This is a genomic window from Paenibacillus thalictri (assembly GCF_004307995.1).
Taxonomy (GTDB): Bacteria; Bacillota; Bacilli; order Paenibacillales; family NBRC-103111; genus Paenibacillus_AF; species Paenibacillus_AF thalictri.
The window spans coordinates 68,057-81,008 of the sequence record NZ_SIRE01000015.1 but is presented as its reverse complement, the minus strand read 5'-3'; the positions used below and the strand labels follow the sequence as shown (position 1 = coordinate 81,008).

The following is a 12,952-nucleotide window of genomic DNA, read 5'->3' as shown; positions in this document are numbered from 1 at the left end:
CTTGGAGGTATTCCACACATGAAAGTTGTAGCTATCGTAGGCAGCATCCGGAAAGAATCGTACAATTTAAAGCTTGCTCAATACGTCCAAAAACGTTATAAGGACCGGTTTGAGCTTGAAATCGTGACCTTAAACGATATTCCTTTCTATAACCAGGATACTGAAAACGATCCGCCTGCCGCCGTTACCGGACTGAAGAGCAAAATCAAAGCGGCTGACGCCGTTTTGTGGCTGACGCCGGAATACAATGGAACGGTCCCAGGAGTGTTGGTCAATACGATTGATTGGCTGTCCCGCGTGGATAAAGTGATGAATGGAAAACCTTCGTGGATCATGGGCGCTTCGATGGGCGTGCTGGGTACGGTGAAAGCGCAACTTCACTTGCGTGAAATCCTGTTCTCGGTGGGGGTCGGATCTCCGCTGCTTCCGGGCAATGAAGTGTATGTAGGCGCATGTCATGAAAAAATCGACGCCGAAGGCAACCTGACGCACGAGCCAACGGTGAAATTCCTGGACATGGTGACAGACAACTTTGTGAATTGGATGAACAAGCAGGCGGCACTCGTTGCCAGCAAATAAACGTTCCCCGAAAGGGTTTGAGAACTGCAGCCGATGCTGCGGTTCTTTTTTTCGTATGAAGACAGACCTAAACGCCGATTGGATGATTTGGACTGTAAATGGTTAAATTATGAGCGGGTTTGGTTATGATTTTTCCTTATCCGATTACAGGTACCTAAGGTAAACTGGACAAACATCATAACTTGAGCAAGAATGGAGGCTTTACCGTGAACGGACAATCACAATCCCAAACCAAAAAACGGCGGCTAAGCAAAGTGCAGCTGCGTGAAGATTTGGCTGGTTACGCATTTGTTGCGCCGATTCTCATCGGGCTCGGAGTACTCACGTTATTTCCGATCATAGCGTCGCTTTTCCTAAGCTTGACGGACTGGAACTTCGTAGCCGGTTTTGCAAAAATGAAATTTATCGGGATAGATAACTTCTCCAAGTTATTTCATGATGAAATTTTCTTGAAGTCGTTAAAAAATAACTTTATTCTCATCTTTGTTGTGCCGATCACATTGATCGTTTCGCTGATACTTTCTATTCTGATCGATAAAAAGGTGTTTTTTAAAGACGTATTTAAAGTGGTTTACTTTGTGCCGTACATCTCCAGTGTGGTTGCGGTAGCGATCGTGTTTCAAGTCTTGTTCCATCCGACATTCGGACCGGTGAATGAAATGCTGAAGGCTGTCGGGGTTGCCGATCCTCCCAAATGGATTGCCGATACGGACTGGGCTTTGTATTGCGTTATGGGTATTATGATCTGGATTAACATTGGGTACAATATGATCATTTATATGGCAGGTCTGCAGTCGATTCCGAAAGACCTTTATGAAGCAGCCGACATCGACGGTGCCTCGTCGTGGGTAAAGCTGCGCAAAATCACGTTTCCGATGCTTTCCTCTACGTCCTTTTTTCTGCTGGTTACAGGCATTATCGGATCGTTTAAGGTGTTCGATATTATTGCCGTGCTAACCAAAGGCGGTCCGGCGTATTCAACCAACGTGGTGGTGTACTACTTATACGATACGGCATTTGTGAACCTGAACTCCGGCTACGCTTCGGCAATGGCTATTGTATTGCTGGTCTGCATTCTGCTCATTACGCTGATTCAATGGTATGGCGAGAAGAAATGGGTTAACTACTAAACGCGAAAGGGAGGTACGGCAGCGATGCTAACATCCGAAAATATAAAAAAAGCAATAATCACCATCATTATGGCTGCGTTCGGCTTATTGTTCATATCGCCGCTTCTGTGGATGATATCGGCCTCTTTGAAGCCGGAGACGGACGTGTTTAAATATCCGATCGAATGGATTCCAAGCACCTGGAACGCCATTCAGAACTACACTGCCGTTTGGAGCAATTCGACGTTCCCGTTGTACTATTGGAACTCGATTAAAGTCACTGTCATCACGACACTGCTGTCCATGACATTTTCGTCGATGGCCGCGTACGGCTTTTCCAAAGTGAATTTCCGCGGTCGTAACTTCTTATTTTTGCTGGTACTGATCATTTATATGATTCCTTCGCAAGCGATTCTTGTTCCGCAATTTTTGCTCTACCGCTGGATCGGGCTGTTCGACAGCCACCTCGGGCTGATCTTGCTTGGCTGCTTTAGCGTATTGGGCACCTTTATGCTGCGTCAGTTTTTCTTGGGCATTCATAACGAATTTATCGAATCGGCACGGATGGACGGCGCAGGGCACTTTAAAGTATTTACGATGATTTGTTTGCCGCTTGTGCGTCCGGCCATTGCTACCTATGGGATTCTACGCTTCATCTGGACATGGAACGACTACCAGAACCCGCTCATTTTCTTGCGCTCCAAAGAGTTGTTTACCGTTCAATTGGGGATTCGTTCTTTTGCGGACCTCAACGGCGATATTTATTCGTTGATTATGGCGGGTACGGTTTCGGCCATCTTACCGCTGTTGATCATATTTATTATCGGTCAAAAACACGTTATCGAAGGTATTTCGATGGGTGGCGTCAAAGGCTGATTGTGAAGAGAAGGTTAAGATTTGATTAAAAAGGGTTAAAATTGTTTCTTTGTTTTTGTGGTAGAGCATAATAAGATGACGTTATGATTTTGAAAGCGTCAAGCAAACACACATAACGGAGGGGAATCCTATGAAAAAAAGCTTTAAAGTCATCGCTGGCGTATTAGTCGCATCGACTGCGCTCGCAGGCTGCGGTGGACAAGCAACTGATAAAGGCGGCACTCAAGGCGCAGCGCAAGGCGGAACGCCGGCAGCTAGCGGTCCGGTTACGATCAAGATTCACAGCTGGTACACCAAAGATCAAATGAACCTGGATACCGTTGTTGCGGCATTCAACAAGAAGTTTCCAGACATCAAGGTAGAATATGTCGGTCTTTCCGAAAAAGGCGATTCCAACGAAGCTGCGCAAAAGCTTGACCTGGCTGCAGCATCCGGTGAAGCGATGGACGTAATCATGCTGTCCAATCCTCCGGCTTACGCACAACGCGTTGGCGTAGGCATGTTCGCTCCGCTCGACGATTATTTGAAGAAAGACAACATCAACTATAAAGACGAATATAAAGCGGACACCGCTCTGAACGGTAAATACTACGCGCTTCCGGGCAAAGTAAGCCAATGGTTCGTTTTGCTGAACAAAGACGCTCTTGACGAAGCTAAATTGCCTGTTCCTACGGAATGGACTTGGCAGGATTATCAGGATTACGCGAAAAAGCTGACCAAAGGCGAAGGCGCTGCTAAACGTTACGGCGCATACTTCCACAACTGGAAAGAGTTCGCGACCCTGGCGCTGGCCAACGATCCGAAAAACAACTACATCGTAACGGCAGACGGATCGCCTAACTTGGACAACGACCGTGAGCGTTATTCCTTGCAAATGCGTAACCAAATGGAAAACGTAGACAAAACGGCCGTTCCTTACTTTGACGTAATCTCGCAAAAAATGAACTACCGCGATGTGTATTTCGGCGGAAAAGCGGCTATGCTGCCGATCGGCGACTGGATGATTCCGGAAACAGGCGGAAGCGCGACAGTCACTCCGAAGTTCAAAACCGTATTTGCTCCGTATCCTAAATATCAAGCAGGCGACGAAAACGGCTTGACCAACGCAGGAATGGACTATATCGGTATCGCTCAATCGTCTAAGAACAAAGACGCTGCATGGAAATTTATCCGCTGGTACAGCACAGAGGGTATTGTTGAGCAAGGCAGAGCGTTGTCCGGCTGGACTAAAGCTGATTTGAACAAAAACGTTGAAGCGATCTTGGCAACGGCTAAAGCGCCAGACATGGTTGACAAAACGTCGCTGCTCAGCACGTTGAAAGTCGGCAAGCCGGCTAGCATCATCGTACCGCCGGAATTTGCAGCACAAGCTGAGAAAGATTTCCTCGCTCAAGTGGAGTTGTTCTTGACCGGCAAACAAGACCTTGAGAAAACAATCAAGGCTTCGGTAGATAAAATCAACTCGCTGAAAGCGTCCGCGAAAAAATAAGTATTTACCCACTCGTATGGTATAATGAAGCAGGAGACCGATGTTCCGGTCTCCTCTTTTTTGCATAAGCGGGCGGGAGGCGTCATTGTCGTGGGAAGCGGGTTTTGGAGGCGTTTAACAATCAGAAGTAAGCTTATCTTTTCCATTGTTGTTTGTCTGGTCTTGCCTGCTGTCATTTCGGTGCTTGTTTCGTTCGTCTGGACGCGGGATGTGCTAAGGGACCAAGCGGTTGCCAGTTCGGCGGAATCGTTGTCGGCTGCTAATTTGTTTGTGTCCAATCATGTGAAAAATATGGTTTATGTGATGAATTTCATTCAATTTGACGACGAGGTTGGTTATGCGACCCGGGCGCTCAGCGAAGCCGACCCTACGACCAGCCAAGCTCAATTGCTCGAATATAAGCAAAAAATCAATAAGACGATGGATACCGTACTGAATTCATTGGAAAAAATGTATTTAACGGTATTGATGCCTAACGGCAATTATGTAGCCACTTATTCCACTTATCAGTTTGACCCCCGCCAATTTATGTCGGAGGAATGGTTTTCCCGGATGAACGCATTATCCGGTTACGATGTGTTGTGGCTCGGCGCTCAGAAAAATTACGTCTCTTCGCTCGGCAAGCCGTATTTGCTGACAGTTGCGAAACCGCTGCGTTCCGGCGCGCTTACCTACGGGTACATTATTGTGAGTATCGAGATGGACTCGCTCCAGCAGCTGTTTAATCAATACGGAGCCAGCCGTGAGATGATGCTTGTGAATAAAGACGGAACGATTGAGGTGCATACCGATTATAATCGGATCGGCACCAAGTTCGCTTATGCGGACCGGATTCCCGCTGACGGAGCTTATTCGCTTTTTAAAATCGGCAATGAAAATATGATCCTGCAAAAGATGTCGCTGACCAGCAATTGGTGGCTTGTCAGCTTGACTCCATATAAAGAAGAGATCCGCAAGATCGAAGGCATTCGGCGGACGGATCTAATGATTGAGTCGTTTTTCCTCATTGTTTTTATTATCGTGCTGCTGTTTCTGGTCAGCCGGTTTACACGTCCGATTGCCCAGCTTGTACAGACGGCGCTGAAAATTGAGACGGGGCGGCTGAACGAGCGGGCTGCGGTGCGTGGAGAAGATGAGGTTGGACGGCTGGGCCACGTCTTTAACCGGATGCTGGATCAGATCGAACGTATGATGGAGCTGAACCGGGTGGAGCAGGAGCTCAAGCGCAAGGCGGAGCTGGCCATGCTTCAAGCGCAAATCAATCCGCACTTTTTATTTAATATATTAAACTCCATTCGTTTGAAAATGATGATGAAGGGAGATCAGGAAAATGCGGGGCTGCTGGGTTCGTTATCATCGCTGCTGCGTATGACGATTTCGCGGACCGACGAGTTTGTGCCGCTGCATGAAGAAGTGGAGGTCAACCGGCATTACGTTGAGCTGGTCAACGCCCGACATACGGAACCTATCGAACTTAAGCTGTCGCTTGCGTCGGATACCTTGATGCGCAAGGTGCCGAGGTTTCTGCTGCAGCCGTTGATTGAAAATTCATACCTGCACGGATTCAAGCAGAAGGGCGGCACCGTATGGATTTCTTCGCGAATTGAAGGCGAGTCGTTGATTTTGGAAATCGAAGACGACGGCCGAGGCATTCCCGAGGATCGGCTGAAAGAGCTGCGGTTGCGCTGGTTTGCCGGTCTCAGCCCGCAAATTGTCGGCGACCGCAGGAGAGGGATGTCCGGTATCGGCATTCAGAATGTGTATGAGAGATTAAAGCTTATCTACAGAGACGATTTCGAATTTGTCATCGACAGCGAACCCGGGAAGGGGACACGCTTAAGGTTGAGGCTGCCGAACAAGCCGGAGGGGGGAAACGAGAATGTATAAAGTGATGCTGGTGGATGACGATGTGCCGGTGCTTGAGTTTTTGCAGATGGCGCTGCCGTGGAAGGAGCTGGGGTACGAGTTGCTGGGCGCTTTTGACGATCCGCTGCAGGCGCTTGCGTCGGTGGAACGGGAGACGCCGGACTTGGTGCTCACCGATATCGGCATGCCGGACATGAATGGGATTGAACTGATCGAAGCGATTAAGGAAAAACATCAGCCGGTGAAGGCGGTTATTTTGTCCTGCCACGACGAATTTCATTACGCGCAGCAGGCCGTGCGGCTTGGCGTAACGGATTACATGCTGAAGGAGACGATGGATGCGTCGGCTATCCAAGAGGTGCTGGTCCGGCTCAAGCGGCAGTTGGATGAAGAATACCGGACTTCGTCGCACAGCCGGGAGCTCGAGGTAAGAATCACGCTGAACAAAAGCCTGATTAAGCGGCAGTTTTTTCGCAACGCCATGCATGCCCCGTTATCTCAGGACAAGGTCTGGCTGGAAGGAGCCCGCGAGTACGGACTCGATCTTGCGCATCATGCCTACATTCCCGCGTTATGTTACCCAACCAAGCTGCTGGACTCCTTGCACCGGTATAACACCAAGGAGCTGCTCGTTTACGCGATGGAGAACATCACGGAAGAGCTTCTTCACCAGCGTCCGGGAGCGGTGTCATTCGCATACGGAGAGACGGACTTGCTGGTGCTGCTTCCGGCAGCGCCGGGTCAGCGGCTTGACGCCTCTCCGCAGCGGAAGGACATGTTCTATCAGATTCAGGAAGCGATTCGCGAATATGCGAAAATTCCCGTGTCGTTCCTGCTTGGCGCGGTAAGCCAGAAGCCGGCGGAGCTGAAGGAGCAGCTGCTGAAGCTGGCTTTGGCCAAGGAGCAGCGCTTCTACATGCCCGAATCGGCGGTGATGCAAGCCGCGCATTTGGCGGAGAGCTTCGGGGAAGGGGATATTCTGCTCAGCCATTACATTGAAGCCGGAGAGCAGTTCCGGCACATTGTTTTCGAGGAGCGGACGGACCGGATTGAGGCGGTAACCAGGGAATGGCTCGACTTCATCAAATACCACCGGTTTCGCCCGGTTGATGTGAAGGAATGGTTTCTCAAGATCGTACTCGATATCCGCATGCGTCTGAAAACGCTGGAGCAGTTTCCATCCAGCTTCTCGTCGGAGTTGCTGCATCACGATCTGATGGATATGGCTACGCTCAGCGAGCTGGAGGCGTGGGTGATCCATTACTTGCAGCAGGCGGTACAATGGGCCGGCAGTGTAAAAAGCCAGTCCAAGCACCGTGAAATCGTGGAGTGCCAGCAGTTTGTCCGCAGCAATCTGCAGCGCAAAATTTCGCTGGAGGAAGCGGCCCAGCATCTGCACCTGCATCCGAACTATTTGAGCCGGCTTTTTAAGCGGGAAACCGGTGAAACCTTTGTCGAATACGTTACCCGCGCAAAGATGGAGAAAGCCAAGGAACTGTTGGAAATGACCGATGCTACCGTCGAAGATATCGCCGAGCAGCTCGGCTATGAGAATAAAAATTATTTCGGCAAGCTGTTCAAAAGCTTCTACGGCTCCACGCCTTCCGCTTTCCGCAGGTAATGTACTGCTACTAGGCGGTCATTCAAGCGATCCTCCTGATGAATACATGAGGTATATGATAAAAGTATGGAAACCAAACGAAACGTATATTTTCCATATAGTCATAACCCGTGTTATCATATTTCAATCTGGAAGAACCCCGTCTTCCTTAGGAATCAGGAGGAATCGCTATGGAAAGGCTTGAATTGCAAACATGCTGAAAAACATACATGTAACGACAGGAATAGCCGGGCTGCAGTGGCTATTTTATATTTTTACGAACACCGTGGTTGTGCCCTTGTCCATCGGTCATGCGTTCCAGCTGCCGATGACGGAAATCGCCGGCGCTTTGCAGCGCTCTTTTATTTTGACGGGGATATTATGTGTATTGCAGGCATGGATCGGTCACCGTTACGCTGTGATGGACGGAGCTTCCGGCGTGTGGTGGGGGCTTACGCTGAATTTGTGCGCTTCCGCTTCCGCCGCGGGCATGAGCTTAAGCGAAGTGGGCGGAGGGCTGGCAAGCGGCTTCCTGCTGTCCAGCCTGCTGATGATTGTGCTGGGGTTGCTGGGCTTCGGCAGCGTGCTGCAGCGCATGTTTACGCCCGTGGTGAAAGGTGTTTTTCTGCTGCTGCTGACGATCCAGCTGACGATGAACTTTTTTAAAGGCATGCTGGGGGTGACGGCGGGAGAAACGGTTCAGCTGCCGGTTGCGGCATTATCGATTGGGCTGGCCCTGCTGACGGCGCTGCTTCACTTGAAAGGGCGCGGGCTGATCAGCAACTTTTCCATTCTGATCGGAATCATCGCCGGATGGCTGGCTTACCGGTTGTTGTTTCCGCATATTGAGCCGGTGGAAACATCCGCCGGCGCGCTGGTTACGTTGTTCCCTTGGGGTACCCCCAATTTGCAGGTCGGTATTATCCTTACCGCTTGTTTTGTAGGTTTGATTAACATGACCAACACGGTCACTTGCTTAAGTTCGGTCGAAAAGTTGTACAAGACGCAAACGACGGAAGGCCAGTATAAACGGTCGTACGTATTAACCGGGTTGTTTTCGGTTTTCTCCTCGCTGTTCGGATTGCTGCCTTTCGGTGTGTTCACTTCTTCTATCGGTTTTCTGGAGAGTACCCGAATCCTGCGGCGCTCGGCCATGATCATCGGAGCAGGGCTGATTGCAGTGCTTGGCTTAGTGCCGGCGGCAAGCCGGCTGTTGTCCACGCTGCCGCCGACGGTGGGCAATGCTGTGCTGTTTGTCGCTTACCTGCAAATGTTTGGAACGGCGCTGCGTTCGTTTCAGACGACGGAGCTGAATTCCAAGACGGTATACCGGGTCGCAGCGCCGGTACTGCTCGGAATCAGCATCATGAACATCCCGCCGCAAGCTTTTGCCGGACTTCCTTTATTCATCTCGCCGCTTGTCAGCAACGGTTTGGTGATGGGTGTGCTGCTTGCGCTTGTATTGGAAATTGGCGTGAACTGGGGAAAACTATCCGTTTCTCCGCCTCAGTCTCAAGACGGAGAAACATATCAATCTTGAGGTGCTTGTAAGCCGCTGGAATCTTTTCTACAATAAAGCTATAGCAATGTGGAAAAGAACGGAGGGACAAGGTGGATAAACGGGTGTGGATGGGCGTGCTTCTTATCATCGCAGGTATATTTCTATATGCGACAAGAGGCAATGCGATGGATCCGGGGAATGTATTTGTTTATTTTTGGCCGAGTATATTCGTCATTCCGATGGGCATTCTGCTTCACTGGATGTATTTTTATATGACCGGACGCCGCGGAAGCGGCATGTTGATTCCCGGCGGGATTCTGATTGTCAGCGGGATCGTCTGCCAGATTTCGATGCTGTTTGACGTTTGGGAGTACACATGGCCGGGTTTCCCGCTGGCGGTAGCCTTCGGATTGCTGGAGTTCTATTGGTTCGGCGGCAGAAACAGGTGGATCCTGATTCCGGTGTTTATTTTGGGCAGCATGGCCATCATCTTTTTTGCGATATTTACGCTGGGTGCGATTTTTAGCTTCGGTTTTGTCGGGCAAACTACGGTAGCCATAACGCTTGTAGCCGCGGGTATCGCGTTTTTATTCAGCAAAAGAGAAGATCGAAGCGAAGTATAGACGCTGCAAAACCACTTCATCCGTGAAGTGGTTTTTGGCCGTTTCAGCGGAGAATGGTGCGTGCGGTGAAACGTAAAAATTGACTTAGGTCGTGTGCTTGGGCTACAATAAAAATGTAAAATTAAATTGTGCACAATATAATTTTGTGCTCAGAAAACGAGGAGGTATTATTGTATGTCTGTTTACGATTTCTGTGTCCAAACGATCTCGTCGGAGCCTAAAGCGTTGTCTGATTATAAGGGGGACGTGCTGCTTATCGTCAATACGGCTAGTGCATGCGGGCTGACTCCTCACTATAAAGGGCTGCAGCACCTTTATGATACGTACAAGGATTCCGGCGTGACGGTACTGGGTTTCCCAAGCAACCAATTCGCAGGCCAAGAGCCGGGCACCAATGATGAAATTAAGAGTTTCTGCGAACTGAACTACAATGTGACGTTCCCGCTGTTTTCAAAAATCGACGTCAAGGGCGACAATGCCGATCCTTTGTTCAAATATTTGGTGGAATCGACTCCGGCTCCTTACCATACCGGCGATATCGAATGGAATTTTGTTAAATTCCTTGTCGACCGCAACGGCCAAGTGGTGAAGCAGTATTCGGCGCGTACGGAGCCTGCGGCCATTGAGCCCGATATTCAGAAGCTGCTGGCCGGTGAGCCGCTGGGTGAATAAGGATCAAGTCTTAAAGCTGGACAACCAGCTATGTTTTGCGATCTATGCTTGCTCCAGAGAAATTACCGCTCTGTACAGGCCTTTGCTCGACCGGTTCGGGATCACCTATCCGCAATATTTGGCGCTGCTTGTCTTATGGGAAGACGGAACAAGTACGGTCAAGCAGTTGGGGGAACGATTGTATCTCGACTCCGGCACGCTGACGCCGATGCTGAAGCGGATGGAGTCGCTTGGGCTTGTTACCCGGCAGCGGGCGCAAGACGATGAGCGCAAGGTGATGGTTAATCTGACCGATAAAGGAAAAGCGTTGGAGAAGGAAGCTTATTGCGTGCCGGAGACGCTGGCCGCGGGAAGCGGCTTGTCCAAACAGCAGTTCGAAGAGCTGCTGTCCCAATTCAAGCAGCTTCGCGATCATGTGCATGAGCAGAACCGGAAACGGTAGAGCGGAGCTGAGTTGCAGGCCGCTGATCAAGCTTTTCTTACTAGAAGATTATAAAAAAAGACGCCTCCTTTGTGGGAGGCCACTAAAAAAGCAGCTTAAGTGAGCGAAATCATGCTGGAGAAGCGCCAGCGTTCGCTTTTGTCCCCGAATTTCACCTGCCGAAGCAGGTACATTCAAGAAATTCGGGGACAATTGGCGATCGTAAGCATGATTCGCGCACAAGCGTTCACCTTTTCAGTGGCTACCTTAGTGGATACGTCTTTTTTGCTGCCATAGTTCCCAACAGCAGAGCGGATTTCGCCGCCCGGATGGAACTTGGCGTTTCTGTACATGTTAATAAATGATTTTTACATTACGTGTCGCTTCGGTATATACAACTTTTGCTCCGAGTACTTCGGACAGCAATCGTACCGGAACCATCGTGTTTTCGCCGACAAGGCGCGCCGGTGTATCGGTTTGCTGAACCTTGCCGTTCACTTCGTACTGATTTTTTGTCGTATATAAAGTGATCTTTAGATCGCCCTTGGTATAAATGGCCGCGCGCAGCTGGTCGTCCCACTCGACACTGGCGCCAAGCGCCGCGGCGAGATCGCGGATGTACAGATACGAGGAACCGTCGACAATAACCGGCGTCCGTTTCATCGGAAAGCTGACACCGTCTACGGTGTAGCTGCTGTCGTCAAGGCCAAAGCTGGCAACCCGCTGCACGGGGGACACGGTGACGTAATTCTTTTTGTAATCGGCTGAATTCTGGTGCAGCTTCTGCTTGCCGATCTTCTCGGCAGGTTCGGTGGTGAAATCCCATTCTTTCGTTTCCGTTGTTACGGCGCCGCCTGTTTTGGTGACCTGCAGGTTCAATTTGACGTGGTAGCTGCTGTCGGCCTGAAGTGGCTTGTTTGGCATCAGCATGACGGTATTCGTCAGCTTATCATCGTTGCTCGGATCGTTTGTCAGCAGATCGACCTGCTTACCCGTGCTGTCGGAAAGCTGAGCGCTGACCAGCTTGATTTTATCGATCCCGGAGCCGTAATATTGGGCCATAATAGGATAGCCGACCGGATAACTGTTTGTTTTATGCATCCGCAGCGGATCGGGTTCCTCGTTGCCGTCAAATGTCGTCGGGACAAAGCGGTCACCAGGCGCGGGCGATACGACTAGTTGCGGCGTAGCCGAAGCGTTCATGCCGAATTCGATGATCGTATAGTCATTGTATTTGGCAAAGCCGATCTCGGTTAAGCTGGGGTCGAGAAACGGTGTGCGGTGATAAGGCGCATCAAACAATACATCAATAGATTCGTTGGCGGACCCGTAAAAATACGCGGCATCTTCGCCTACATCCGTAGTATAACCATAATACGCACTGCGTTCGAGCGGATTTGTTCCGGTAAAGCCGGTGTTCCCCGCCGTCTCGTCATGAAGGCTCGCTTGACTGCCCCCGCTTTGCTGCACCTTATTAGCATCCAAATATTTCGCGTGCGCCGTTGCGGTTGCGTTAAGCTGATCGTTTAATTTTACGGGAGGAAGCCCGTAAATCGTCCGGTAATCGTTTAGCGCCGCCAGTCCGGCAAGCTGAACGGAAGACGGGGCCGGGAGCTGCCCTACGGCATTCTTAGCAACGGTAAAACTCCAGGATTGTTCGATAGGAACGTAACCTGAATAAGTAATAGACACTTGAGCGTTATAATTCCCTGGAGCCAAATCCACGGTCGGGGTATACGTGAACGTCTTTTTCGTGTGATCGTATATGACAGGCACAGTTTGTCCGTTCAATTTCATGGAGAAGGCGGAAGGCGGGCTTGTCATGTCCGTATCGAAATATAAAGTGATAGAGGGCTTCGTAATCCCCACGGTTGTATTGGGGGCGGTGCGGTATCCGTAAGAAAAGGCGTTCGCCGCTTTCAAAGGAATCGCAACACCGGAGCACCATAGGGCAACGGCCAAAGCAAACAGTAGTGTTCGTTTGGCCAGCCGGCTTGTGATTGGCATTATCATATATCCTCCTTTTTTAGGGATTTTAGAAATTATCCTTTTTTTAAAATTAGACGGATTATTCCCTAAAGAGTTGCAGTCTGCAATTATATCCTATCGTACGTGATGATCATTAAAATAAGATGAAAGCCCGGCTGGTAAATAAAACTGGATGCAGCGGCATGCTAAAATAAATAGAGGGCGCTTCATAAAAGAGACATGGATCT

Annotated in this window: 12 protein-coding genes; 11 read left to right on the top strand and 1 reads right to left on the bottom strand. The window is 49.9% G+C overall.

All coding sequences use genetic code 11. The annotated features are described in order from the left end of the window. The first annotated feature begins 18 nt into the window (after nt 1–18). The 11 genes from EYB31_RS21000 (at nt 19) to EYB31_RS40305 (ending at nt 11,033) form a co-directional block, all read left to right on the top strand. Nucleotides 19–579 (top strand): NADPH-dependent FMN reductase, encoded by a 561-nt coding sequence (locus EYB31_RS21000; protein WP_131015372.1) that lies wholly within the window; start codon nt 19–21, stop codon nt 577–579. A gap of 206 nt (nt 580–785) precedes the next feature. Further along, nucleotides 786–1,709: a carbohydrate ABC transporter permease gene (locus EYB31_RS20995; protein ID WP_131015371.1), complete on the top strand. Its 924-nt coding sequence runs from the start codon at nt 786–788 to the stop codon at nt 1,707–1,709. 24 nt (nt 1,710–1,733) lie between these two features. After that, nucleotides 1,734–2,564: a carbohydrate ABC transporter permease gene (locus tag EYB31_RS20990; RefSeq protein WP_131015370.1), complete on the top strand. Its 831-nt coding sequence runs from the start codon at nt 1,734–1,736 to the stop codon at nt 2,562–2,564. 130 nt (nt 2,565–2,694) lie between these two features. Then, a complete protein-coding gene (locus tag EYB31_RS20985) occupies nt 2,695–4,053 on the top strand; it encodes an ABC transporter substrate-binding protein (RefSeq protein ID WP_131015369.1) in 1,359 nt (452 codons plus the stop codon). Between the two features lie 162 nt (nt 4,054–4,215). Then, nucleotides 4,216–5,940 (top strand): cache domain-containing sensor histidine kinase, encoded by a 1,725-nt coding sequence (locus EYB31_RS20980; protein ID WP_165452523.1) that lies wholly within the window; start codon nt 4,216–4,218, stop codon nt 5,938–5,940. After that, nucleotides 5,933–7,540 carry a helix-turn-helix domain-containing protein gene (locus tag EYB31_RS20975; RefSeq protein ID WP_131015367.1) on the top strand — a complete coding sequence of 536 codons (1,608 nt, stop codon included), beginning with the start codon at nt 5,933–5,935 and terminating at the stop codon, nt 7,538–7,540. The genes EYB31_RS20980 and EYB31_RS20975 overlap by 8 nt, the downstream gene beginning before the upstream one ends. A 193-nt stretch (nt 7,541–7,733) precedes the next feature. Further along, nucleotides 7,734–9,059: a uracil/xanthine transporter gene (locus tag EYB31_RS20970; RefSeq protein WP_131015366.1), complete on the top strand. Its 1,326-nt coding sequence runs from the start codon at nt 7,734–7,736 to the stop codon at nt 9,057–9,059. Between the two features lie 71 nt (nt 9,060–9,130). Further along, nucleotides 9,131–9,643 (top strand): hypothetical protein, encoded by a 513-nt coding sequence (locus EYB31_RS20965; RefSeq protein WP_165452522.1) that lies wholly within the window; start codon nt 9,131–9,133, stop codon nt 9,641–9,643. A 174-nt stretch (nt 9,644–9,817) separates the two neighbouring features. Beyond that, nucleotides 9,818–10,315 (top strand): glutathione peroxidase, encoded by a 498-nt coding sequence (locus EYB31_RS20960; RefSeq protein ID WP_131015365.1) that lies wholly within the window; start codon nt 9,818–9,820, stop codon nt 10,313–10,315. Continuing rightward, on the top strand, nt 10,308–10,757 hold the full coding sequence (locus EYB31_RS20955; protein ID WP_131015364.1) for a MarR family winged helix-turn-helix transcriptional regulator: 450 nt from the start codon (nt 10,308–10,310) through the stop codon (nt 10,755–10,757). The genes EYB31_RS20960 and EYB31_RS20955 overlap by 8 nt, the downstream gene beginning before the upstream one ends. A 99-nt stretch (nt 10,758–10,856) precedes the next feature. Further along, nucleotides 10,857–11,033: a hypothetical protein gene (locus tag EYB31_RS40305; protein WP_165452521.1), complete on the top strand. Its 177-nt coding sequence runs from the start codon at nt 10,857–10,859 to the stop codon at nt 11,031–11,033. A gap of 57 nt (nt 11,034–11,090) precedes the next feature. Here the strand turns inward: EYB31_RS40305 and EYB31_RS20950 are convergent, their stop codons facing one another. Continuing rightward, nucleotides 11,091–12,743, bottom strand: coding sequence for a stalk domain-containing protein (locus EYB31_RS20950; protein ID WP_240762679.1), 1,653 nt, complete (start codon nt 12,741–12,743; stop codon nt 11,091–11,093). Nucleotides 12,744–12,952: the final 209 nt, after the last annotated feature.

Bases quoted from the DNA above. Each gene is read 5' to 3' on its own strand.
- EYB31_RS21000 (WP_131015372.1), top strand. From the start codon at position 19: ATGAAAGTTGTAGCTATCGTAGGCAGCATCCGGAAAGAATCGTACAAT.
- EYB31_RS20990 (WP_131015370.1), top strand. From the start codon at position 1,734: ATGCTAACATCCGAAAATATAAAAAAAGCAATAATCACCATCATTATG.
- EYB31_RS20985 (WP_131015369.1), top strand. From the start codon at position 2,695: ATGAAAAAAAGCTTTAAAGTCATCGCTGGCGTATTAGTCGCATCGACT.
- EYB31_RS20975 (WP_131015367.1), top strand. From the start codon at position 5,933: ATGTATAAAGTGATGCTGGTGGATGACGATGTGCCGGTGCTTGAGTTT.
- EYB31_RS20970 (WP_131015366.1), top strand. From the start codon at position 7,734: ATGCTGAAAAACATACATGTAACGACAGGAATAGCCGGGCTGCAGTGG.
- EYB31_RS20960 (WP_131015365.1), top strand. From the start codon at position 9,818: ATGTCTGTTTACGATTTCTGTGTCCAAACGATCTCGTCGGAGCCTAAA.
- EYB31_RS20950 (WP_240762679.1), bottom strand. From the start codon at position 12,743: ATGCCAATCACAAGCCGGCTGGCCAAACGAACACTACTGTTTGCTTTG.